Annotated in this window: 20 protein-coding genes; 5 read left to right on the top strand and 15 right to left on the bottom strand. The window is 39.8% G+C overall.

Annotation, left to right across the window (positions count from 1 at the left end):
• Positions 1-66: 66 nt before the first annotated feature.
• From QNH17_RS01065 to QNH17_RS01045, 5 genes are all read right to left on the bottom strand, one after another.
• Complete coding sequence (locus QNH17_RS01065; protein ID WP_283877005.1) at positions 67-1,530, bottom strand: NAD-dependent succinate-semialdehyde dehydrogenase; 1,464 nt, start codon at positions 1,528-1,530, stop codon at positions 67-69.
• A 94-nt stretch (positions 1,531-1,624) separates the two neighbouring features.
• A complete protein-coding gene (locus QNH17_RS01060; protein ID WP_283877004.1) occupies positions 1,625-2,914 on the bottom strand; it encodes an MFS transporter in 1,290 nt (429 codons plus the stop codon).
• Positions 2,915-3,034: 120 nt separating this feature from the next.
• Positions 3,035-4,273: an iron-containing alcohol dehydrogenase gene (locus QNH17_RS01055; protein WP_283877003.1), complete on the bottom strand. Its 1,239-nt coding sequence runs from the start codon at positions 4,271-4,273 to the stop codon at positions 3,035-3,037.
• 177 nt (positions 4,274-4,450) lie between these two features.
• Positions 4,451-5,656: a hydroxyacid-oxoacid transhydrogenase gene (locus QNH17_RS01050; RefSeq protein WP_283877002.1), complete on the bottom strand. Its 1,206-nt coding sequence runs from the start codon at positions 5,654-5,656 to the stop codon at positions 4,451-4,453.
• Positions 5,657-5,674: 18 nt separating this feature from the next.
• Entirely contained in the window at positions 5,675-7,117 is a 1,443-nt protein-coding gene (locus QNH17_RS01045; RefSeq protein WP_283877001.1) for an aldehyde dehydrogenase family protein, read from the bottom strand.
• Positions 7,118-7,769: 652 nt separating this feature from the next.
• Between QNH17_RS01045 and QNH17_RS01040 the strand changes: the two genes are divergently transcribed.
• The 4 genes from QNH17_RS01040 (at position 7,770) to sda (ending at position 10,814) form a co-directional block, all read left to right on the top strand.
• A complete protein-coding gene (locus QNH17_RS01040; RefSeq protein WP_283877000.1) occupies positions 7,770-8,468 on the top strand; it encodes a GntR family transcriptional regulator in 699 nt (232 codons plus the stop codon).
• An 87-nt stretch (positions 8,469-8,555) separates the two neighbouring features.
• On the top strand, positions 8,556-8,681 hold the full coding sequence (locus QNH17_RS01035) for a hypothetical protein (RefSeq protein WP_283876999.1): 126 nt from the start codon (positions 8,556-8,558) through the stop codon (positions 8,679-8,681).
• A 388-nt stretch (positions 8,682-9,069) separates the two neighbouring features.
• The gene (locus QNH17_RS01030) at positions 9,070-10,407 is read left to right on the top strand and encodes an HAD family hydrolase (protein WP_283876998.1); all 1,338 of its coding nucleotides are present in this window, start codon (positions 9,070-9,072) and stop codon (positions 10,405-10,407) included.
• A gap of 251 nt (positions 10,408-10,658) precedes the next feature.
• A complete protein-coding gene (gene sda, locus QNH17_RS01025) occupies positions 10,659-10,814 on the top strand; it encodes a sporulation histidine kinase inhibitor Sda (protein ID WP_283876997.1) in 156 nt (51 codons plus the stop codon).
• A 93-nt stretch (positions 10,815-10,907) separates the two neighbouring features.
• Here sda and QNH17_RS29925 read toward each other — a convergent pair whose 3' ends face one another.
• The 6 genes from QNH17_RS29925 to QNH17_RS01000 form a co-directional block, all read right to left on the bottom strand.
• Positions 10,908-11,009: a DUF192 domain-containing protein gene (locus QNH17_RS29925; RefSeq protein ID WP_481858560.1), complete on the bottom strand. Its 102-nt coding sequence runs from the start codon at positions 11,007-11,009 to the stop codon at positions 10,908-10,910.
• Positions 11,010-11,278: 269 nt separating this feature from the next.
• Complete coding sequence (gene mmuM / locus QNH17_RS01020; RefSeq protein ID WP_283876996.1) at positions 11,279-12,211, bottom strand: homocysteine S-methyltransferase; 933 nt, start codon at positions 12,209-12,211, stop codon at positions 11,279-11,281.
• Positions 12,212-12,578: 367 nt separating this feature from the next.
• Entirely contained in the window at positions 12,579-14,015 is a 1,437-nt protein-coding gene (locus QNH17_RS01015) for an amino acid permease (protein ID WP_283876995.1), read from the bottom strand.
• A gap of 88 nt (positions 14,016-14,103) precedes the next feature.
• Positions 14,104-15,558 (bottom strand): aldehyde dehydrogenase family protein, encoded by a 1,455-nt coding sequence (locus QNH17_RS01010; protein WP_283876994.1) that lies wholly within the window; start codon positions 15,556-15,558, stop codon positions 14,104-14,106.
• 56 nt (positions 15,559-15,614) lie between these two features.
• A complete protein-coding gene (locus QNH17_RS01005) occupies positions 15,615-16,655 on the bottom strand; it encodes a homoserine dehydrogenase (RefSeq protein ID WP_283876993.1) in 1,041 nt (346 codons plus the stop codon).
• Positions 16,656-16,683: 28 nt separating this feature from the next.
• Positions 16,684-17,904 (bottom strand): cystathionine gamma-synthase family protein, encoded by a 1,221-nt coding sequence (locus tag QNH17_RS01000; RefSeq protein ID WP_283876992.1) that lies wholly within the window; start codon positions 17,902-17,904, stop codon positions 16,684-16,686.
• A 505-nt stretch (positions 17,905-18,409) separates the two neighbouring features.
• On the opposite strand from QNH17_RS01000, the gene QNH17_RS00995 reads away from it, so the two are divergent.
• Positions 18,410-19,069, top strand: a complete 660-nt coding sequence (locus tag QNH17_RS00995; RefSeq protein WP_283876991.1) for a GntR family transcriptional regulator — start codon at positions 18,410-18,412, stop codon at positions 19,067-19,069.
• An 821-nt stretch (positions 19,070-19,890) separates the two neighbouring features.
• Here the strand turns inward: QNH17_RS00995 and glmS are convergent.
• From glmS to cdaA, 4 genes are all read right to left on the bottom strand, one after another.
• The gene (gene glmS / locus QNH17_RS00990; RefSeq protein WP_283876990.1) at positions 19,891-21,693 is read right to left on the bottom strand and encodes a glutamine--fructose-6-phosphate transaminase (isomerizing); all 1,803 of its coding nucleotides are present in this window, start codon (positions 21,691-21,693) and stop codon (positions 19,891-19,893) included.
• A 464-nt stretch (positions 21,694-22,157) separates the two neighbouring features.
• Positions 22,158-23,510, bottom strand: a complete 1,353-nt coding sequence (gene glmM, locus QNH17_RS00985) for a phosphoglucosamine mutase (protein WP_283876989.1) — start codon at positions 23,508-23,510, stop codon at positions 22,158-22,160.
• A 38-nt stretch (positions 23,511-23,548) separates the two neighbouring features.
• Positions 23,549-24,778: a CdaR family protein gene (locus QNH17_RS00980; RefSeq protein ID WP_283876988.1), complete on the bottom strand. Its 1,230-nt coding sequence runs from the start codon at positions 24,776-24,778 to the stop codon at positions 23,549-23,551.
• Positions 24,771-25,598 carry a diadenylate cyclase CdaA gene (gene cdaA / locus QNH17_RS00975; RefSeq protein ID WP_283876987.1) on the bottom strand — a complete coding sequence of 276 codons (828 nt, stop codon included), beginning with the start codon at positions 25,596-25,598 and terminating at the stop codon, positions 24,771-24,773. Before cdaA ends, QNH17_RS00980 begins: the two co-directional genes overlap by 8 nt.
• Positions 25,599-25,646 lie beyond the last annotated feature (48 nt).

Here is a 25,646-nt window from a genome sequence, read left to right as displayed (position 1 = left end):
TTTAGCACGTTCTCTGGTGTTTTGTTAAAAACTAAGATACTTATATAGCCATGTTTGGCCTTTATGTTAAAAACCCATCGAAATATACTTTTCTTCTAAATATTCATCAAGGCCTTGATGGCCTCCTTCCCTTCCTACCCCGCTCTCTTTCATGCCGCCAAACGGAGCCTGTGCAACTGTCGGAATCGCATCGTTCATGCCGATGATCCCAAACTCGAGTGCTTCCGAAACTCTAACGGCCCGACTGATATTCTGAGTATAAAAATAGGCTGCTAATCCATACTCGGTACTATTGGCATGTTCAATCACTTCTTCCTCTGTATCAAACGGGATGATTGGTGCAACAGGCCCAAACGTTTCCTCGCTTGTAATCAACATATCCGTGTTCACTCCAGCCAGTACAGTAGGTTCATAGAACAATCCATCAGCCAATTCCCCTGAAACTCTTTGTCCGCCGCAAAGAAGGCGAGCACCTTTGGATAGGGCATCATGTACATGTTCCTCTACCTTTTCCAGGCCATCCTTGCTTACAAGAGGCCCGACTTGAACGCTTGGATCTATACTATTTCCGACTTTAAGAGATTGCACCTTTTCCACGAAAATTTCTGAGAATTTCTCAATGACCGAACGGTGTACATAAATCCGGTTTGCGCAAACGCACGTCTGTCCCGTATTTCTGAATTTGCTGGCAACGGCGCCTGCAGCAGCCTCCTCTAAATCAGCATCTTCAAACACAATAAACGGTGCATGTCCCCCAAGCTCCAAGGACAGTCTCTTAAGTTGATGGGCTGACTTAGTAACCAGCATTTTGCCCACTTCCGTAGATCCGGTAAAAGAGATCTTTCTGACTATAGGATTTTCAAAGATCTCATCCGAGATAGGACCTGCATTCCCCGTTACAATACTTACTACCCCGGCAGGGACCCCTGCCATTTCTACCAATTTACCAAACGCTATCGCACTAATAGGCGATTGTTTGGCAGGCTTCACAATGGAAGTACATCCAGCAACCATTGCTGGCCCGACTTTCCGTGTCATCATTGCCAGTGGGAAATTCCAAGGGGTAATGGCTGCAACCACTCCGATAGGCTGGCGGATCACCATGAGCCTTTTATTCGCCGCAGAAGCAGGGATCGTTTCCCCATATATCCGGCGCCCTTCTTCCGCAAACCATTGAAGGTAACTGGCAGCGAAGTCCACTTCCCCTTCCGCTTCTGTAAAAGGTTTACCCATTTCCAGACTCATGATTTCAGCTAATTCATGTTTATATTCATGCATGAGTTCATGTAATTTTAATAGATATTTAGCACGTTCCATCGCGGTCAATTTTGACCAGGATTTAAAGGCTTGTTCAGCAGCTGCGATTGCCTGCTGTGTTTCCTGGCGTCCGCCATTTGGAACTTTAGCAACCACTTTACCTGTTGACGGATTGATAACAGAAAAAGTTTCTCCATTCTGTGCTGCTTTCCATTCACCGTTCACATACATTTTCAGTTCAGTTAAATCGACTAAACCACTAGTTTTCAGCATGAATTTGTCTCCTTTTTTTCGCTGGATTTTGTCCAAAATATTTCTGAGTCTTACAAGGTGTTGTTTTATCTACTAACGAAATGGCCTATTTCCATCATGAAGCTTTAGTTCCTTTGGCAATCTCCGTGTTCATGGAAATCCTCTCATTTTTAAGAAGGAAGGTATATCCCACAGCAGCAATGAGGCAAATGACTACTGGTATAATCAGGGCTATAGTGAAATTATTAAGCTTCGCTACTAAAATCCCTGTTGCAACCGGAGCAATCCAACCAGCCAGGTTCCCAACGAAATTTTGCAAGCCGGCAAGCTTTCCTTCCGCACCCTTTGGAGCAACATCCGAAACAGTGGCCCAGAGAATTCCTGCTGCCAATCCCTCACCACCGATTGCTATGGAGATATACGTAAGTGCCATAATGGCGCTGTCAGTATAGATAGTTGGTATAATGGCTAATGGAAATAGCATGCCGATGGTTAAAAGAGTTTTTCTTGCTTTGATCGAATTCCAGCCTCTTCTAATTAAGGCATCCGACAAAACCCCTCCTAGAATATTTCCAAGAAAAGACATAATCCAAGGAAGCATCGTGAAAAATCCTGCTTTTAAAAGTGTCATTTCCCTTTCGACCACAAGATAAGTAGGAAGCCAGGTCATCATTAAGTAAGTAAGATAGTTATGTGCGAACAATCCGTATAGCATTGGATAAACATTTCTGTATTTAAGGAATTTAAATGGTGAGATGTTCACTGTCGGTGCTTTCTCTACTTGAGATTGCCCCTCCTTGATATAGGCTACTTCAGCGTCATTAGCAATTTTACTTTGCTGTGGATGGTTTTTGAAATAGAATAACCAGAACGCAAGCCATACAAAACCTACAGATCCAATTACCACAAAGGATGTTTGCCATCCCCAATTCTGGATGATCCATGCTAATATGGGTGTTGTCATACCGATCCCGATAGCAGTACCAGAATTAAATATCCCGTTGGCAATGCCCCGTTCGTGTGTCGGCAGCCAGTCCGAAATAACACGCGTATTGGTTGGAAACGCCGGAGCCTCTCCTATTCCCATTAAAACGCGGATACCGATCAGTGCGCCAAGCGAGCGGCCAAATCCAGTAAACACTGTACAGAGGGACCACCATACGATAGCGATGGAATAAGTCAAGCGGGCCCCTAATTTATCAACAATTACCCCGACAGGAATCTGCATTAAGGCATACGACCAAAAGAACGCTGACCCTAATATCCCGAATTCAACAGCCGATAGCGAGAGATCCTTCATCATGGAGGGCCCTGCAATTCCAAGAATTGCTCTATCCATATAATTTGTTGTTGTAGCGACGAAAAGGAGTACTACTACAAGCCATCTTCCATTTGTTTTCTTCATATTAGCACCTCATTATGGTTAATAATAATCAACAAAAAGCATGTTACGGGAAATTTTTATTATCCGAAAATATAAATTGGTTCCATATATTATCAGGTGAGGTGTACTAAGCGATTGCTTTTATACATTCACGACGGCTGGTTCTATAATCTTGGTAGCGCTATTATTTCGATTACTATTATTAAAACCTTCTAAATCACCCTCATAAGCCTTCTCAATAATCAATTGGATATCAGATGCCTTCGTCAGCCTCGGATTAACGAATACATTACCGCTCCTCATGGAATCTTCCACTAATTTAGGCAAAACGTCCAATGAGACTCCAAGCTCCTTAATATTAAGAGGAATATTCATACATTGATTCATCTCAATGACAGTTTCAATAGCTTTTTCGGCAGCTTGCACGGTAGATAAACCGCTTACATCCCGTCCCAAAGCTATGGCAATTTCTCTATATTGATCGGCGCATGCCGGCAGATTGAATTTCATAACAAAAGGCAATAGTGCTGCATTTGCGATGCCATGCGGTATATTAAAGACTCCTCCGAATGTATGCGAAATGGCGTGTACATTACCCAAGCGGGACTGTGAAAATGCTACTCCGGCTAAAAGGGAGGCTACAAGCATGTTTTCCCTGCTTTCTATGTCCGTTCCCACAAAGTAGGAACGTGTTAAATTTTCGCCGATCATTTTAATGGCCTGCATCGCGAAGGCCTGGCTAACAGGGCTAGCTGTTTTGGATGTATAGGATTCAATCGCATGAGTTAAAGCATCCATACCTGTAGCTGCAGTAATTTCTTGAGGCAGCCGCAGGATAAGGGCCGAATCCAGTATAGCCAGATTTGGAAAAAGAAGTGAACTAAGTACGCCTAATTTAAAAGAGGTTTCCTTATTAGTTACAACTGTCGAATTAGTGGCTTCACTACCTGTTCCAGCCGTAGTCGGAATTGCTATGATTGGGAGTGGATTATTGGAAATCTTCCCTACCCCTTCATATTCCAGGATATGGCCGGGATTAGTTGCCATGGCCGCGATTCCCTTGGCTGTGTCAATGCTGCTTCCTCCACCCACAGCCAGAACTGCCTCAATATTTTGTTGCTTAATAAACTCTGTCCCCCGGTGGATCGTTTCAGCTGACGGGTTTGGCTCTACCTCATCATATATTTCATAATGTAGGTTTGCCGAAGCAAGGGATTTCTCAATGCCTTGTAAAAGACCTGCACCTCTAACCCCTTTATCTGTTACAATAAGCACGCTCGATACACCTAAATCTTTAACCAGTTCCCCTGTTTTTTTAGATATTTCGTTACCACATTCCACCCGTGTCGGCATAAAATATGTAAAAGGCATAAGAGACATATCATAACTTCCTTTCCGTTATTATTCTATTAGATTACGAAACTCTTTCCACCCCGGTTTGTAGATACTTACTAAATTGTTATATGACTGAATCCAAACAGGTTTCAGCGCTTAATGCCATATGTTTATCCTGAATCCGGGATGGGCTGGCCACTAGCGAATCTGTTACTTTTAAACTTATAAAGCTTTTCTTAGTAATTCTTCTAAATTGCGTTGGGTCGGCACTCTTGGGTTGTTCCGGATTAGGCGATCGATCAGGAGGGTCTTTTCAGCTATTTCAGGAATATCCTCGTCTTTGATCCCGATTTCAGTTAACCTTGTTGGGAGTCCAATTTCCCTAAGCAGCGTAAGCACAGCCTTCGAAGCAGCCAACGCGGCCTCCTTATCGGAAAGGCCATCCGTGTTCACTCCGAATGCCCGGGATATTTTCACCATTTTTTCTGTTTCTACAGCTGTATTATATTCCATTACGTACGGCAGCAAGAGCCCCGTAACCTCTCCATGCGGTGACTTCACTAACCCTCCAATTGGGTAAGCCAATGCGTGGGCTGCTGCCGTACCTGCATTGGAAAAGGACATTCCAGCAAGCAGGCTGCCCAAAAGCATATTGGAACGGGCTTCGAGATTACTTCCTTGTTGGACAGCAAGAGGCAGATTTTTGGCAATCAATTCAATCGCTCTGTATGCGAGTGCATCGCTGATAGGGATCGAACCTTGGAATAAGATGTTTCCTTCTGCTTGGATGTATGAAGAAGGTTTGGCTGTATAGGCCTCTACCGCATGAGACAAAGCATCAATTCCTGAACAAGCTGTTACATAAGCAGGCAGCCCCACGGTTAGTTGTGGATCAAGAAGAGCGACGGTTGGTCTTAGATAATTATCCGAGATACCAACTTTTAGGTTATTTTCCACATCGGTCAATACAGCAACGGACGTCACCTCTGATCCAGTTCCCGCAGTTGTGGGAATCGCTACAAGAGGGGCGATCGGTCCGGGAACCTGATTTTCGCCTCCATAATAATCTAGAGGGTGTCCGCCATGGGCGACCAACAAGGCAACAATCTTTGCCATATCAATGCTGCTTCCACCACCAAGGCCAATTACTGCATCGATATCCATTTGCGATTTAGCAAATTTATAACAGTCCATCGCCGAATCTACCGGTGGCTCCGGCACGACTTGATCATATATAACTGTTTCGTAGTTTGCTTGTTCCAACAATGATGATATCCTGTCCACGATACCTGCGTTTTTTATCCCCGGGTCAGTAACCAGCAAAATGTTCCTCGCCTTTAATCTTTGAAGGATCGAATCCAATTGCCCGATCGACCCGTTTCCAAATACAATTCTCTCTGTAGAATAAAAATCCCATGTATTTCTCAAATTCCTTCCCTCCAAGGTCTATAGATTGATAACGACAAGTTTTTCATCAGTCATTTCTTGCACGGCATAATGCGGCCCCTCTTTGCCAATTCCGCTATCCTTCACGCCTCCATATGGCATGTCGTCGGCACGGTATGTAGAAACATCATTGATAATGATACCGCCAAAATGAAGTTCCTGCGTTGCCCGCATGGCCAAAGTGATATCGGATGTAAAGAAACCAACCTGCAAGCCGAACTTCGTATCATTGGCCTGACGGAAAGCCTCTTCGATATTATCGAAAGGAATAATACTTATCACCGGTGCGAACACTTCCTGGCAGACTACTTTCATTTCAGGTTTCACATCAATTAATATAGTAGGTTCCAGTATCGAATCCCGCCTCTTTCCTCCATAAACCGCTATGGCCCCAAGCCGCGTGGCTTCTTGTATCCATTCTTCCGCTCGTCTCGCTTCTTTCTCGGAAATCATGGGACCAATGTCTGTGGAAGGATCTTCGGGATTGCCAACCTTCAAACTTTGTGCAACATGGACTGCCTTCTCCACAAACGAATCATAGATATCTCTATGGACGTAGATGCGCTGTACAGAGATACAGGCTTGACCGGCATTCACATAACCGCGCGTGACACATAGTTCAACAGCCTTATCGATATCAGGTACATCCTTGTGGATAATGTTAGGGGAGTTATTCCCTAACTCCAAGGTAACCTTACGAATTCCTGTGTTGCTCTTAATGTGTCGCCCTACCCCGGGACTCCCCGTAAACGTGAACATCGCAATGCGTTCATCTTCCAAAAGATATTGGCCTGTTTCCTGGCCGCGCCCGTTAACTACATTCAGAAAACCTGCAGGCAATCCAGCTTCGGAAAACATTTCCGCAATCTTGCATGCAATAAGGGGAGTTACTTCAGCTGGCTTCAAAACTACTGTGTTTCCCGCTGCCAGCGCTGGAGCTACCTTGTGCATGGTGAGATTGAATGGGAAATTGAACGGGGTAATCGCACCGATAACCCCAACAGGTACTCGGACGGTGAAAGCCATCTTATTGTCATTTCCAGGCTGTCCTAAAGGAACGCCTGTACCCGCGATCCTTTTTGCTTCTTCGGCTGAAGCAATCAATGTTTGAATTCCTCTATCAATTTCCCCTATTGCATCCTTCAATACTTTACCGACTTCATGAACGAGAATCATTGCCAGCTCTTTTTTTCTCTCTTTAGCGATATTCGCTGTACGCATTAAAATCTCGTAGCGTTGATTGGGATCTAGTTTTTTTGTATGAAAAGTATCCAGTGCATTAGTTACCGCCTCAGTTACAATCTTCCGGGAAGCATTGCCGATCCTGGCAATTTCTTCTTTGTTATACTTATTAATAACCGAGATTGTATTTTGATCGGAAATCCATTGCCCATTAATAAAATGGCCATAGAACGCATTTTTGCTGCTGATCGTTGTGCTCATTAAAGATTCCTCCTCTGAAAAAATAAAGATCTTTTTCTTTTCACTTCATTTGGTAACTCCGCTAAGGGATTGGACAAATTTTAATCAGAACATAGCCCGTTTAGATTAACCGCTTTCATTTTATGTACAAAACTCAGCAGTGCTTCACACTTTACTATGTGTAGCTTCAGTTGTACCCTTGCTCTGTTTCCATAAAAAATTACTATCGTGTAAAATGATATATAAATGTTTCCAAAAATATATCACATAATATACGATTATGTAAATATTTTAAATTATAAAAAATTCAGTTTTTTATAAAAACCCTTATTTATAGAGGATTTTTTTTAATTTTTAAAAATAAAAAGCTTGTTTGTTCAATGTTTAGACGATATATTATATATAATCTTACCGAAACTCACTAAACATAATATATAATTATCGATGATATGGATATCATATAAAGGTTAGCAGAGATAGAATGATATTGTTTTCTCTTGAAGTTCCTCCTTCAGCACCCAGCCAAAAAATACTAATCTTGATATCAACCAAGTTTCGTCTTATCTTAATGATAGGGATTAAAAGCGCCAAGCTGCTGTAGATAGTTTAGTTGATACATCTATATCGAACTACAAACGTTTTCATAGAATTTTTTTAAGATAGGGGCATTTCAATGATAAAGGATAAAGAACGAGGAGAAACAACGGAGTATGTCTACAATTTATTAAAAGAGATGATTTTCGAGTGGAGATTATCGCCGGGCCAAAAAATCAACATCAGCCATTTAACCCGGGAAATCAACATTAGCGCCATTCCCCTCAGGGAAGCATTGTCTCGTTTGAATTCCGAGAACTTAGTGATTTTAGAACCAAATAAAGGATATCGGGTTAGTGATATTTTAGATGCGGAAAATATGGCGAAAATGTTAGAGGCCCGGATTTTATTAGAAACTCATGCGGTCAGGAATATTATCCGATCCAATCATTTAAGTGTGACGGAAGAAATGAGCCGGCTCACAGAGCTTATGTTTACCATTAACTCAGGTTCTTCCAATAATAAAATCCTCGATTTCACTCATTTGGACCAACTATTCCATCTTTTGATCATGAATGCTGGCGGAAACTCATTTTTGTGTGAGGCCTATAAAGGTATGCATTGCCATCTTCATATCGGCCGCTTTTATCATGTCAAGGGCGAGGTCGACCAAAAAGAGGCACCCGCGGAACATTTGGAAATTATCGAAGCCATCCGGACAAGGGATGTATATAGAGCCGAGGCAGCAATCTCAGGGCATATAGAGGATTCCATAGTCCGTTTATTAAAAGGCCAACAAATAGATAAACAGAAGCAATCGTCTTCATTCGTCTTCTGATAATCGTTTCGTAACCAGCTGTGATCATATTTCAATTGGACATATAGGGGGGCTTTTGCTGAAAATTCAAAAGGAGATTTTAAAAACTTGATCAAGACTAAACTGCATAAGGCAGGCCTTAAGGAAGGGCACGCTGATGTCGTTGCTGATGTGCTTGACTTTGCAGATGAAGAAATGGACTACGAATTCTATACCATTTATAATCTGCGTTAAATTTGTCTTTTTATTGAATTAACTGCCAGTAGCTCAATAAGCAAAAAAGATGCTGCGGCAGCAACACCTTATTGAACTCCTGCATCCGTAAGTTGAGTGGAAATATCAAATTAATATATTACTTTTTAAACTCGAATACATCTTTTTCCCAAACGCCATTTTGTATAAACCCACAAGAACGAGGTGTAAATACTTTTGGCTGTTGTGGGGATTCTTTTTATGAATAATGGTGAATAGTTAAAAAACTGACTAGTTTAAATATTTGAAATCTCGCACATTTATGGTATCTTAGAGGTATAAAATAATTACTGGGCAAAGGCGCCTTAGCAGCAGTCAAATAGACTGTTGTTAAAGGCGCTTTTTTTGCTTTAAAAGGAGGAAACAGGAAATGTTCATGCAAAGAAAAAAACTGAAAGGCATCGTGGGAAGTATCGTCATCAGCAGCTTGCTTCTGACAACAGGGTTTTCAGCGACATCTGAAAAATCAAAGGTTGCGGATCAAGATAAAAAGTTTGAAAAAAAAGAAAATCTTTCATCTATCCAGATGTTGGATCAAGGGAAATGGGCTCCGAATACATATGAAGCCATTCAAGATTTGATCAACAAGTATGGTGCCAAAAGCTCTAGGTATAAGTCAGAAAAGAAACCCTACGCCATATTTGACTGGGATAATACGAGCATTATGAATGATACAGAAGAAGCTCTTTTCTTCTATCAAATTGATCAAATGAAATTTAATCTGACTCCAGAAGAGTTTTACACAGTCATAAAAACGAATATTCCAGATGGGCCATTTTCAAACGCCTATAAAAACAATAACGGGGAATTGGTAACGCTAGAAGCGATTACAAATGATCTAAAACGGGATTATGACTATCTTTATCGACATTACAAGGTATTAATAGGCGATCAATCTCTCGATGAGATTCGCGCCACAGATTATTTTCAAGATTTTAAGGTGAAACTATATTTCCTTTATGAGGCAATTGGCGATACGTATAGTACTGACATTAGTTATCCATGGGTTCTTTACTTGTTTTCAAACATGTCAGTTGGAGAAGTTAAACAGTTGGCGGAAGATTCTAATGATCTCAACTTAGGTGCAGGCATATCGAAAGAGAAACTGACAAGTCCGCAACAGTTGCACGGCGATGCTGGCGTAGTAAGCATTTCCCATATAACGGGTTTACGATTGGCACCTGAAATTTCAAATTTAATGCACACGTTTCAGAATAATGGAATTGATGTTTATGTTGTATCCGCTTCAATGGAAGAAGTAGTGGAAGTATTCGCATCCAATCCTAAATATGGTTATAACCTTCCGGAAGAAAACGTATTTGGCATGAGATTAAAGAAAGAATCCGGAAACATCAAGCCTGTTTATGAAGAAAATTATCCGATTACTGCTGGTCAAGGAAAAACAAAAACCATTATAAATGAAATTGCCAGTAATAAAGGAGGATGTGGCCCTATCTTTGTTGCAGGCGACAGCAATACCGATTATGAAATGTTAACCGAGTTTAAGGATACAAAGCTTAGCTTGATTATTAATCGCGTAAGCGGCAGCAAAATTGGAGAACTTTCAAAATTGGCTGCCTCACGAATGGGGAAAAATAACCCTAAATATGTACTTCAAGGTAGAAATGAAAATACCGGTTTATGGATCCCTACTGAATCTACCATTAAGTTAGGAACAAATGAAAAAGTTTTGTTAGCAAACCATTAGACTATAAAAAAGTTAGTGGATTCAGGAGTTGTAAAAAAACGTTCTAGAGGATGACCAAGAGCTTTTTATGATAAATTCATATTTAGTACGTTATGTACGGGTTATAAATGAAAAGATATTAGTTTTATAAAAAGTAAAATGCGGTTACTTATAACTTAATAAAAAAGGCACCTTGGATTTTATAAAGACTTACAAAAATTCTCTATAAATATGCACAAAATTATTCTAGTATGAATAACAAGGAGATAGTAATGCGATTTAAAACACTATCTAATGAAGAGCTAATTGATATATATTTAACCGCTTATGAACAAAAATTAAATGATTCTTTTTTAAAAATGTTGTTTGAGGAAATTGTGGAAAGAGATATATATGACTTATTACTTGAGACTGGTTTACAATCCTAGTCTTATTTTTTTAGCTTTTTGAGTCGATAGCGATATTAATGGCGTAATTTCCCCTCCATTCATCCTCCTTACAAGGAACCATATCTAGTATTTTTAGAATTTTCCCATCTGAATCAAGAAAAGCATAGATAAAGGAATTAATGTGTTTTTCATCCAAAAGCCACCATATCTTTTTTCTGAAAACACAAACAACATCCGTTTTCGGGTAGTTTTTCAACAAACATGAAAGAACTGCAAAGCTTGAAAAAGCGCTTTACAGTCATATGATTTCTTGCTTTATTTAATTAAAAATCAATCGTGATTCCTTCTGAATCAACGTGCATTATTATTACATCACTGACTATTTACTTATATTGAAGTTTTTTGACTAGAACCAACATTTTTGTTGCATCATGACCAGATACTAGCGGAAAAATAAGGGATGTAGAGAATACTCTAACACCAAAATCCTTGCTTTTTTATCCTTACCTCGCCCATCCAGCAATGGTCGTTATATTCTCCGGTTTTGTCCTGCAGCAGCCGCCAATCAATCGGGCACCGCATTCATACCAGTGATGCGTACTGTCGCCGTAAGTTTCTTCGGATGATGCCCCATGCCAAGTTTTGGTGACTGCATCGTACTGCTCGCCTAAATTTGGATATACGATGATGGGTTTGTCTGTGTGACTGTGCACTTTTTTTATCAGCGAAGAAATGTACTGGGGCCGCGTACAGTTTATGCCGACGGCAGCCACTTGATCATGTTTATCCAGCCATTCAGCACATTCAGAAATCGGGGTTCCATTACTAATATGCAGCCCGTCTTTTGCACTGAAGCTGATCCATGCATAGGTTCTGGGAAACTCTTCTAACAACCTGACGATTGCTCTGGCCTCCATCAGACATGGAATGGTTTCGCAGGCCAGGATATCGGCACCGGCATCAATCAGGGCTTTCATACGGGGCCTATGGAAATTCATAAGTTCATCTTCGGTCAACGTATAATCTCCTCGATATTCAGATCCGTCAGCAAGAAATGCGCCATATGGCCCTACTGAACCGGCTACTAAAGGCTTCGGCCGGTTTGACCGGTTCTCGAATTTTCCCCAGAATTCATCGCGTGCTTCTAAGGCTATCTGAACGGATTTCTTGATGAGTATTAGTGCTTCAGCCTCGCTTAAACCGCGTCGGGCAAATCCTTCGACAGTTGCCTGGTAACTGGCGGTGATAGCACAGTCAGCTCCCGCTGTAAAATAATCCGTATGTACCTGTTTGATAAGCTCCGGATTTTCAATAAGTATGGTTGCCGACCAAAGGCTGTCGTTCAAATCACAGCTATGACGCTCAAGCTCAGTTGCCATAGCACCGTCTAATATAACTAGCGGGAATTTCTGTAATATGTTTTCAATAGGATTCATTGTAGTACCTCCGCTACAGTCAATTTTCTGTGATCCCGTAGAAATGATGAAAGGACAAGACCATCAGTGTTCATTGAGTTCATCAATATAGACCAAAATTGGAAAAATGTCTTGGCCGTTACTTAAGTTAAACAGAGTATAGGTAGAGTCGAAACGATGAATTTGGTTAAAAAGGACAGATTCTCCTGCGGAGAAGTCTGTCCAAAGTAAGGTGAAATTCATTCAGCAATGGATTGGAGTATTAGCTTAACAGTCTGACAACCGAAGATTTTGTACGTTTTTTTATTTCATTTACAGTTTTTTACATCAATCCCGATAGTATCAGTAGTATATTCCATTTTAATGGATCTCTAACACCAGACCCTCTCTACTTAATATTCTCTATATACTGATCGAGTTCATCTTGAGAATTTAATAGATTCTTCTTTCCACGATTTTTAATATAGTAGTAAAAATAGCATAAAGCAATGAAGGGTACTCCGCTATACAGAGCAATTCGTTGGCTTTGATCGAAAGCAAGTCCTACACAAGAAGCGAAACATAGAACAAAAGCAGTGATGGGCACAAAGGGATAAAGAGGTGTACGAAACTTCAAATGTGAAATATTCCCCCCCTCTTTAATAAAATGCTTACGAAACATATACTGCGATAACACAATTCCCATCCACACAATAACCACGGCAAATCCCGAAATAGCTACAAGCACTAAATAAACCGTATCTGGTGCAACTACACTAGAGAATAACGACAAACAGGCTACTGCCATACTTACAATTAACGCATTAAGCGGCACTCCTTTTGAGGTTAACTTTCCTAAGAGGGGGCTTATTGTTTTTTCGTTGGAAAGAGACCATAACATACGAGTAGATGCATAGAGACCGGAATTTGCTACGGATAATAAAGCCGTAAGTATAACGAAGTTCATGATATCAGCTGCATAAGGAATTCCTATATTATCAAAGACCATAACGAACGGACTTTCAATGACTCCTGCTTCTTTCCAAGAGATTAATCCAGATAATACAAATATAGCTCCGATAAAGAAGAAAACGGTTCTCCAAATTACATTTCTAACGGATCGGGGAATGTCTTTTTCCGGATTTTCGCTCTCTCCCGCTGTAATTCCAATGAGCTCTGTTCCTGAAAAGGCAAAGTTTACGGAAATCATAGCCATTAAAACTGGAAGCAGTCCATTAGGAAAAAGACCTCCTTCACTAGTAAAATGTGAGAGCATCGGGGCAGATGCATGGCCTTTCATTGGTATGAAACCAAGCATCGCGGCTCCCCCCAATATGATAAATAATATAATGGTAATTACTTTAATTCCGGCAAACCAAAATTCTGCTTCTGCAAAAAATTTAACTGAAAAGGCATTTAGTAGAAAAAGGATAATCGCAAAGATGGCACTCCATATCCAAACAGAAGTATCAGGGAACCATCGCTTCATTAATAGACCAGATGCGGTAAATTCCGATCCTACTGTTACCACCCAGGTAAGCCAGTACATTACACCAATGGTAAATCCGGTAGCAGGACCGACATACTTTGTAGCATACGTTTGAAATGAACCGGTTACCGGCATGGCTACAGTTAATTCACCAAGGCACAGCATAACAAGATACATAATCAATGCCCCAACCAAATAAGCGAGAATCGTCCCTCCTGGTCCAGCTTGATTAATGGTATAGCCCGTGCTTAGAAAAAGGCCCGTTCCAATTACCCCTCCTAGCGAAATCATGAACAAATGTCTGCTTTTCATTGTACGCTTTAACTGATTTTGATCAGAATTATTTGCCTGTAGCATGCAGTTTCCTCCCTTGGTATAGGTAACCATCGGCCAACCTATTAGGTCAATTCCTATTAAACTAGCATTATACCACTGAATTGTCTTATTATCTTTTAACGGCAATCTTAAAACAAACAACTTTTGGTTCGGTCATTTCTTGAAGTGAAAATTTAATTCCTTCACGACCTATACCAGAACCTTTTACCCCCCCAAAAGGCATCGCATCTATTCGATAATCGGAGCTGTCATTTACGATAACCCCGCCTACATCCAGCTTACGTACAGCCGCCAAAGCATAATTTAAATTTTGAGTGAAAATACCTGCTTGTAAGCCGAAAGCCACATTGTTAGATTGAAAAATAGCCGTTTCAAGATCAGGAACACTATAAAGGGTAACAACTGGTCCAAAGACTTCTTCCGTTGCCAGCTTGCAATCAGCTGGTACATTCTCTAAAACAGTTGGGTAATAAAAAGATCCCTTTCGTTTGCCGCCACATAGCAATTTTGCACCGCTTTCAACGGCTTCATTAACCCAACTCTCCACTCGCTTGGCTTCCTTTTCTGATATCATTGGCCCCATATCAGTTTCCTCTGAAAATTTATTACCCACTCGATACTTTAGAGTACGAGTAAGGAACCTTCCGACAAAGTCCTGATAAATCCCTTCTTGAACATATACTCTTTGCACTCCGAGGCAATTTTGACCAGCAGCCCAAAAGGCTCCGGAAACAGTTGATTCAACGGCTTCTTCTAAATCAGCGTCTTCTAGAACGATAACCGGTGAGTTCGATCCTAATTCCATACTGAACTTTTTCATGCCCGCCTTTTGCATAATCGCTTGGCCAGTGGAAAGTCCCCCTGTAAAAGATATCATTCGTATCGCTGGATGGGTAATCAGGCTTTCTCCCATGTCACTTGGATAACCGGTAATGACGGATAAAACTTTAGGAGGCAAACCTGCTTTTTCAAATGCTTCTGCCAATAAAAGAGCGCTTAATGGTGTAGCTGGTGCTGGTTTAACGATGATCGCATTTCCAGCAGCAATAGCTGGCCCCACTTTATGTGCAACTAGGTTTAATGGATCGTTAAAAGGCGTGATCGCCACAATGATTCCAATAGGAAAACGATAATAATATCCCATGCGATCTTCACTTCCCGGCATTTGGTCAAATAAAATCGTTTCTCCATTCATTCTCCTTGCCTCTTCAGCACTAATACGAAGAGTCTCAATACAGCGTAATACTTCTTTTCTTGCCTCTTTAATTGTTTTACTTCCCTCACTTGCAATCGTGGTTGCAAATTTTTCTTTATGCTCATAAATCCAGTCAGCAGCACGATTTAGAATCGTGATTCTTTCGTGTGTCGTCATGTCAGCAGCAATTTTTGCTCCCTTTTTTGCCTCCTCTATGGTTTGAAGTACATCTTCCTCATTAGCGGCAGGGACAGTTGCGATTAAACGATTATCTTGGGGGTCGAAGACTTTAATGCTTTTGGAGCGGGATACCCACTTTCCAGCTAGAAACATCTTATTTGCTTTTGTCTGTGTCTCTATAAATGTCATTATGTAACCACCTCATATGACTAATTTTTCACTTTGTAATTTAATGGTGCAAAAGATTACAATTGACCGCGGCTAATATTAATTAAATCAATAAGAATAGAGAATCCAGTTTCCTTTCGGCCCGCTCCGGCACCAATAAGCGTGATCGGACCGGCTAAATCGCAATCATATGTAATCGCATTTTGTGCACCTGAGACTCCAGCTAAAGGATCTGTAATCGGTATCGCTTCGGGACCTACCTTTGCGATGACTTTATCACCATCTTTTATACATTTCGCAATAAGTTTCCACTTTTTCCCCTTAGATTTTGCCCATTGGATATCTTGTTGTGTAAGATGACTAATTCCTTCACATTCTACTTCTTCTTGTTTCATCGGAACATTCATGACAATATTTGCAAGAATAGTAGCTTTATATTGGGCATCATACCCCTCGATATCACTTGTAGGATCTGCCTCTGCATAGCCAAGAGCTTGTGCCTCAGCCAATGCTGCCTCATAACTCAAACCTTCTTCCATTTTAGTTAAAATATAATTGGTCGTTCCATTTAAAATCCCACGTATTTCGGAAATATTATTTCCTGCCAATGCAACGAGGGGCATTCTCAATGCAGGTGTTCCGCTCATAACGGTTCCTTCAAAGCCCCATCGAACATGATTCTTTCTGGCTAACTCAACCAGCTCTTGGTAAGCTAAAGAAACTGGACCTTTATTGCTCATTACTACATTCTTTCTGCTTTCAAATGCTGCTTTACAATGATCGATGGCAGGTTGGCCGGTTTTTACATCTGTGAAAGTAATTTCTACAATGGTGTCCGCATTACTTTCACAGATTGTCTGAAAACTATCCCATCCTCTTACCAAACCAGGGCTTTCCGGGTAACAATCAAGTTTCCCTGTTTCCTTTACAGCTTGTAATGCTTTAGCAATATCCAAGCCTTCTGGATGATAAAGAGATCCCTTAAGAAAATCGGAAATGGCAACAATTTTTGCATCCAAGCCAAGTCCGCTGCGTAACAATTCACCTTTTTCTTCTAAAATTTCTGCAAATCCTTGACCAACTACACCAAAACCAAGCAACGCAATTTTATGTGCCATACTCAATACCTCTTCCATTGTTATATTTTCACTTGCTGTTATTAACAGGAAATTGCGATTCTAAATGGGAAAAAGCTTGTTCTATATCCGAAATAAGATCTTCTGTATCTTCAATCCCTACGGAGATACGAACCAAACCTTCCGGAATACCAAGAGCTTTCCGTTCTTCAAAAGTACATTCGACATGGCTGGTCGTTCTTGCTGGTCCGTATATCGTTTCAACAGCTCCAAGATTTCCAGCTTTGTTTGCATATTGTAATTTTGGCAATAAAATTTTGATCGCCTCCATTTCATCTTTCAATACAAAACTTAATATTCCGCCGAAACCCTTCATCTGTTCCTTTGCAATTTGGTGATGTGGGTGTGTTTCTAATCCAGGGTAATAAACTGCTTCCACAAACTTTTGCTTTTGCAGATACTTTGCAATCGCCATTGCACTCTTTTCTTGCTGCCTTACACGAAGTTTTAACGTTTTCATCCCTCTTAAAATAAGATAAGCTGACCACGGATCCATGGTTGCTCCATTAATTTCGCGATAGTGATAAACTCTTTTCATCAGTTCTTTGGAGCCGCAAACCACACCCCCTAACGCATCGGCATGTCCGCTTAAAAATTTAGTGGCACTATGGATGACGATATCAACTCCTAATTGAATTGGATTTTGATTAATAGGAGTAGCAAAAGTATTGTCTATTACCACCAATGCCCCCACCGATTTTCCGGCTCTCACCATTCTCTTAATATCCGTAATTTTCATGGTAGGGTTGGTTGGAGACTCCAAATATAAAACCTTACATCCTTTGGCCACTTCAGCTTCAATTTCTTCATGATTTCCAGTGTTGCATAACGTTACATCTACATCGATATGCGGCAAGAATTCAGTAAAGATTTTATTAGTTCCCCCATAGGTGTCTTTTACGGATATTACTCGGTCTCCAGGCCTTAAAAATGTATATAAGGTGCTGCTAATAGCGGCCATTCCTGATGAGAAACCAATCGCTTCCTCCGCTCCCTCAAGAATTCGTACTTTTTCTTCAAAAGCTTGCACAGTTGGATTTGTCATTCGATTGTAAATATGTCCAGGTTTATTTCCGAGAGCAACCTCTTGCCACTCATCCACGTCATTGTAATTGTAGGCTACACTAAGCACCACAGGAACTTGGGTTGCATTATAAGCAAGAAATTCTTTTTCTCCTGCCCATACAGCTTTTGTACCGTCTTTTATACCTTTAAAGTTTCTTTCACCCATGTTTCTACCACCTCTCATTTTTATAACTTTGAAAATGTCCTTTTGTATCCCCACTAAATTTCATTAAAAAAATCCCTCTTTACACTAAATTTTTTACACATCTTATTTTTAATGTGGTTCGTTCTTTGGACACCTTCTTACTAAAACACTTTAAATTATACAATATATTGTATAATACACTGAATTGTCTGAAAAATATCTCTATGAAGATTATATAATGGACCTTTTCCATTTTCAATGTTAAATTTTAAAATTTAACTGTTTAGTTTTAATAATTAAGATTTATTTGTATTGGCCGGTCTAAAAAAACACCGTCCGCTTCTTCCCTATTCTTTTAATTTTCCAAAAATAAGAATCTAATATGAATTGATTCATAACATATAAGAATTGGATACAATAGATTTAAAAAGGATAATGAGTTACTTTGGGACGATATTGAAGAGATATTGAAGAATTTGGGTGCTCATGCTAATATAAAAAGCAAGAATTTCCACTTTTTTTAACTTTGGGGGGAATAACTATCAAAAAGAGGTACCGATCATTAAAAGATCATGTATACGATTACATAGCCACAGAAATTCAGAATGGAACATTACTTCCCAATCAAAAGATAAATGAAATAGCACTAAGCGAGAAATTAGAAGTAAGCAGAACACCTGTGAGGGAAGCCTTAATCCAACTAGCTTCTGAAAATCTACTAGAGTTCTTTCCTCGAAGAGGATTTATCGTTAAAGAAATTGATACCAAGAAAAAGCTCGATGTTTTTAGTGTTGTTGGTGTACTAGATGCCTTTGCAGCCACTTTAGCTCTGGACAATTTGACCGAAGATGACATGGAACTAATGGAAGAGTTGGTTAGGAAAATCGACCTTTCCATTTCTCAGAAAAATTATACAGATTATCAAAAATACCAAAACCAATTCCATAAAATATACATTGATAAGTGTTACAACTCTACATTAATTGATCTTCTTGATTCTTTACAGAATAGTTTTGTTAGGCAGATTTATTTAAGTAAAGACGAAGAAAAACTCTTTACAGTATTAGAACAAATGAATGAACAGCATAAACAAATTATTGATTACTTTAAGAATAAAGATAAAGATAGCTTAGAGCACCTGATTAAGAATGATCATTGGAAAATAACTCATATCGATATGATATAGAATATATGGGCCGGTTAAAATGATTTACTAGAAAAATAATTTGAGTCAAATGATTTTCCTAGGTACATTTCGATTCCCCGCAAGACATGAAATGGCGCTCTTGTCAGCGCCCCCAGCCTTCCTCCACGATATGAAACACCTACCTCATGGCCTTATGCTCCATTTCGAAAAAATTCCCCCCAAGAAAAAACAGCGAATAGCATATACCATCGCTGTCTATATTCCCTAAATTAACCTGTAACGTTTGAAAAAATCTCTTTGCCAAATCCCGATGAAAAGATAGTACAGGTATTAATAGCAATGAAACATTAAGGTGCAGCCAAGTGTTAGGTAACTTACTAATGTTTGATCAATTGAACCTAATAACCTTGTTTAACAAACAAAAAGAAAGAGCGTGTTTGAAAAAAAGATTAATCCAAACACGCTCTTGATATATTCAATTCAATCATTCTTTTATAAAAAAGCGTAATCACTTCTGTGACCCTGCTTCGTTACTTTAAGTACAGTCTTTCGCAAAGTTTTTTTAACATAAATAACCATTGGATTATAAAAGACAATTTTCTACCTTAGGCGAATTCTCATTAAAAAAAAGATCCAATCCTGAAATTGGATTGAGTCTTAGTTGATCATCTTCTTAATGATAATTGTTGAAAACAATTTAAAGTCAGTTTCCGACGTTGTTGTCATCAAACAGTTAGTCTAAAAAATTAAGGTATCAGCATTAGCTGATACCTTTTTCTAGTCGTGCTGGTTTCCATCTTTGTTTTAAAGTTTCCAACTTTGTTTTTAACGGACATCAACAGTTTCTTAGGACAGTCTTTTTACTCCACCGTTACCGATTTCGCAAGGTTACGCGGTTTATCAACGTCGCAATCACGGTGCAGAGCTGCGTAATAAGCAATTAATTGCATTGGTATAACAGAGATAAGTGGTGTTAATAATTCATGGACTTCTGGGATGACAAAGCTATCTTCGTCCATATTTAAGCCGTTCATTGAAATGATACAAGTGCTTGCTCCACGTGCAGCAACCTCTTTCACATTTCCACGGATACTTAGGTTTACACTTTCTTGGGTGGCAAGAGCGATTACTGGTGTACCCTCTTCGATTAAGGCAATCGTTCCGTGCTTTAATTCTCCACCTGCAAAGCCCTCAGCTTGGATATAAGAAATTTCCTTCAGCTTCAAAGCACCTTCTAAGCCAACATAATAATCAACACCGCGGCCAATGAAGAATGCATTTCTTGTTACTGATAAAAATTCTCTTGAAATATGCTCAATTAACTCTTTTGAGTCACAGAGTACTTCCATTGCATTTGCAATAATACCTAGTTCATGAACTAGATCCATATCAACAGGAATGTTTTGGCTCTTTGCTGTTACTTCAGCTAGAATGGCCAGTACTGCTAGTTGTGCAGTATATGCTTTAGAAGAAGCAACGGCAATTTCAGGTCCTGCATGAAGCAAAAGTGTATAATCCGCTTCACGAGAAAGTGTAGAGCCTGGAACGTTGGTTATTGTTAAAGTTGGGTAACCCATTTCTTTCACTTTTACAAGCACCGCACGGCTGTCGGCTGTTTCTCCACTTTGTGAAATGAAAATAAACAACGGCTTTTTCGTTAGAAGCGGCATATTGTAAACAAATTCACTAGCAATATGAACTTCAACAGGAATTTTAGCAATATTTTCAATGAACTGCTTACCGACAAGTCCTGCATGATAAGAGGTTCCCGCAGCAACAATGTAGATCCGGTCTGCTTCATTCACGGCTTTAATGATATCCTCAGCAATAGTTAATTCACCCTGAGTATTTTGATACGTTTGAATAATCTTACGCATTACAAGCGGCTGTTCATCAATTTCTTTTAACATGTAATGCGGGTACGTACCCTTTTCGATGTCACTTGCATCAAGTTCCGCAGTATATGGCTTTCGGCTAATGATTTCACCGTTAAGATTTTGAATGGTCACTGTATCTTTTGAAACTAGAACAATTTCTTTGTCCATTAATTCAAGGTACTGATTCGTTACTTGAAGCATAGCCATCGCATCGCTGGCAATAACATTAAAGTCATTTCCTAATCCGACTAGAAGCGGGCTTTTGTTTTTCGCTACAAAAATGGTTTCGTTGTCTTGTGCATCTAATAATGCAAGAGCATATGAACCGTGTAACAGCGCGAGTGTTTTACGGAATGCCTCTAAAACCTCTAATCCTTCTTTGACAAATAATTCAATCATCTGAACAATAACTTCAGTATCTGTTTCACTTGTGAATGTAACATCCGCTAAATATTCGCGCTTAAGGAGGTCATAGTTCTCAATTACCCCGTTATGAACAAGAGTAAATCGACCAGATGTGCTTTGATGAGGATGAGAATTTACCTTACTAGGAACACCATGTGTTGCCCAACGAGTATGACCAATTCCCATATTTGACGCGATATTTTCATCAACGATTTTACGTAAGTCAGCTATACGACCTTTTTCCTTAAAAACATGAACTCCATTTTCGTTCATAACAGCTATGCCTGCTGAATCATAACCTCTATACTCAAGTTTTTCTAAACCTTTTAATAATATTTCTTTTGTATCATTATTTCCGATATATCCTACGATTCCACACATTTTCTATTTCCTCCCTGATATAGGGGGCAAGAATGCTTTGGAGGCTAATGCTTGCCCCCTTATCTCTGTTTTATTAGGTATCTGTCTATACCTGCCTGAAAACATTACTGTTAGTATGCGCATTTTCTTCTCTTTGTGCACAAAGTTGCCTCTGTGTTTTAAAGAAGAAATTTTCGGTTGTGCGTCTTCAACCGGGAGGTATCCGCCGAACATTCGATACTCCTCCTCCTCGTCAACTAACCCACCGCATTAGGTTAGTTCAGGCGCTTTTTTTAACCAATATATTCTCTCACTGCCCACCTTCCGTTAAAATTATGCAGTATTTTGCTTTAAAAAACAAAGCAAATTAATACTACTATGATTACGTGTCCCCGTCAACCAAAATCAGGAATTCGCCATCATTCATACATAATAAAATATGCATAAAGGAAGGAGACCGTTCCCTTATGCATATTATATGGGTTCTATTCTTCTTTTAATTCCATTTCTGCCTTAACAACTGCGACGATTCGGTTGACATAGGATTCGCATAATTCTTCTGTTGGTGCTTCTGCCATAACACGGACAAGCGGTTCTGTACCAGATGGTCGTACGAGAATTCTACCGTCACCAGCCATTTCAGCTTCAACCTGCTCGATTACCTCTTTAACCTTTTCATTATCGGTTACATGATGCTTATCAGTAACTCTTACATTGACAAGCTTTTGCGGGAATTTCTTCATTTCACCAGCCAGTTCAGATAACTTCTTCCCTGTAACCTTCATAATATTGACTAACTGCAGCCCTGATAATAAGCCATCCCCAGTGGTGTTATAGTCAAGGAAGATAATATGACCCGATTGTTCTCCGCCAAGATTAAAACCATTTTTCTTCATTTCTTCGACAACATAACGGTCACCCACAGCCGTAGGTACACTATGGATTCCATGTGCTTCTAGTGCTTTATAGAAGCCGAGATTGCTCATAACGGTTGAAACAATGGTTCCATGTTTTAAGCGACCTTGCTCCTTTAAATATTTACCACAAATATACATGATTTGGTCTCCATCCACGATTGAACCATTTTCATCAATGGCAATTAAACGGTCACCATCACCGTCAAAAGAAAGACCTACATCAGCACCTTTTTCTTTAACTAAAGCGGCTAATGCTTCAGGGTGTGTGGAACCAACACCCGCATTAATATTTAAACCATTCGGAGACGCTCCCATGGTGGAAAGATCCGCATCCAAATCAGCAAATAAATGTGCGGCTAACGACGACGTCGCCCCATGCGCACAATCTAAAGCAATATGGATTCCTGAAAAATCTTCATCAACACTATTTTTCAAGTATTGCAAGTACTTTTGACCGCCTTCGAAATAATCCATGACTTGCCCTAGTTCTGAACCGACTGGTCGAGGCAGTTGATCATCTGTCATGTCAATAAGTTTCTCAATTTCTAACTCCTGCTCATCGGAGAGTTTAAAGCCATCGGGACCAAAAAATTTAATTCCATTATCGGCGACTGGATTATGCGAAGCAGAAATCATGACACCTGCTTGTGCACCTAAGGCTTTTGTTAAAAATGAAACACCTGGAGTAGAAATAACCCCTAAACGCATGACTTCCGCTCCAATAGATAGTAACCCTGCCACTAGGGCTCCTTCTAACATATGTCCAGATATACGGGTATCACGTCCGATGAGGACTTTGGGACGATCCTTATCCTTTGTTAAAACATATCCGCCATAGCGTCCTAATTTAAAAGCAAGTTCCGGTGTTAATTCACTATTTGCTACTCCACGTACCCCATCGGTACCGAAATATTTTCCCATTTTAAAAATCTCTCCTTCAACATGTGTATTGCTGGATATTATGCATTAATTTTATGGATCGTAATTTTCGCTGATGTTTTAGTTGGTTTCCATTCTACAGCAGAAGGACCGTCAACATGAATGTCTACTTCATGATCCCCTTCTTCAAGGTTAGACACATCAATAAAGACATTAAAGTCTTCAGGTTTAACGCGAGTAACTTTAGAAGCTGGACCATTAACAAGGATATCAATCAACTGATTTTCAGGATCATTAATGGTTGCCTCATATTCATCGGTTAATCCTTTAATGGTAACAGGTACATCCGAAAGGGTTTTTTCTTCTTCTTTTTTAACCACAACCGTTGCTTTTACCGTTTGCGGGGTTACCTTGGTAATTCCATTCGATATGATAACAGGCAATGTGAGTGTGGTATTATCGGTAATTTTACTAAGATCTACTTCCACGCGGACTTTTTCAGTATTATTAAGTACACTCTCACTCCCGTAGACGGTTGCTTCTTTTTTATCGATTTCAATCGATTCAATTGTCACTCCCTCTGGGGCAGTTCCATTTCTAACAATATTGATTGGTACAGTCTTCGTGTTGCTTTTCACTGGAATCGTAATTTCCACTGTATCAGGTTCCACTTGAACATTTAACTTATTTAGGTCCTTGTCAAGTACCTGGATGTGAGCATCTTTAGTAATTGTTTCTTTCAGTTTATTTTTTGCCTCAAAGGTTGCCTTAACGTAGTTAATTCGATCGACAACATTTTTTGCACCGGTAATCTTCACCTTACTCGGCTCAACAACGGGAGTACCGGCTGAATACCCTTCATCTATTTGATTCCTATTAAATTCTGCTTCTACCTTAAATTCCTTGGTGATTTTTTCTTGGACAGAAACAGTCACACTGCCTGGTTTCACCGTTGCAGTCAATTTATCTGACAGATTTCTTACCTTTATTTTCACCTTCTGTTTTCCAACTTTGGCTTTTGTTAAATTTACATATACTTCAAAGTTTTTTAAGGCCTTTGCCGTCTGGATGTGCGTCAGTGGACCTTTTAAGGTAATTTCAACATTGCTTGGAATTCCAGACACCACTAAATTTTCCGTATCATAATAAACATTGACAGGAATATTGGTAATTGTCGCCGTAGATTGTTCTCCGGGAACATACACATCTGTTATCTTTTTCCCTGTATGTGGGACAGAGGAATAGAGAAGAACAGCTAATAGCAACGCTAGAATTTTAATAAACCAGGAATTATCCATCCATTTATCCATTATTCTTCCCCCTCCAGTTCCAACGAGCTGAAGAAGCTTGTTTCGGTTTGGTGTTAATTAACAATTCACTCGTAAGTAATTCCTTTAATTCATCAAGATTGATTGAGCGGTGAAGTTCTCCATTCTTTGTAAGTGAAATATTACCGGTCTCTTCCGACACAACGACAGTTAAACTATCTGTGACTTCGCTGATACCTAATGCTGCCCGGTGCCTCGTTCCTAATTCCTTGGATATAAACGGGCTTTCCGATAAAGGAAGATAACAGGCGGCCGCAGCGACATTATTTTTCTGAATAATAACAGCACCATCATGAAGCGGTGTATTCGGGATAAAGATATTAATGAGCAATTCTGAGGAAATATTTGAATTTAACTGGATACCAGTTTCTATGTAATCGCCCATCCCTGTTTCTCTTTCAATTGAGATTAACGCTCCAATACGGCGCTTTGCCATATAATCGGTTGCCTTGACAATCGCTTCAACTGCTTTTTCCGGATCCTCATCAGCCACCGTACTGCTTCTCGAGAAGAACTTCCCCCTGCCTAATTGTTCAAGGGCTCTTCTGAGTTCTGGTTGAAAAATGATAATAATTGCAAGAAACCCGTATGTTATCGCCTGTTCCATCATCCAGCTCAACGTTTGGAAGCCTAGAAACTCGCTGACAACTCTGCCTAAAAGAATAACGAGAATGCCTTTTAGTAATTGAACGGCCTTCGTTCCTCTAATCACATTGATCAACTTGTAAATGACATACCATACGAGGACAATATCAACAATACTAGCTAAATACTTCCATATTTCGAAATCAGCAAACGGCATTGTTCTTCCTCCGTAATTTTCTTAATTACATATAAAATACAATCTATT

The organism is Neobacillus sp. SuZ13 (assembly GCF_030123365.1).
Taxonomy (GTDB): domain Bacteria; phylum Bacillota; class Bacilli; order Bacillales; family Cytobacillaceae; genus Neobacillus.
Note: the sequence above shows the minus strand (reverse complement) of the source record. Positions and strands in the feature narration are given on the sequence as shown.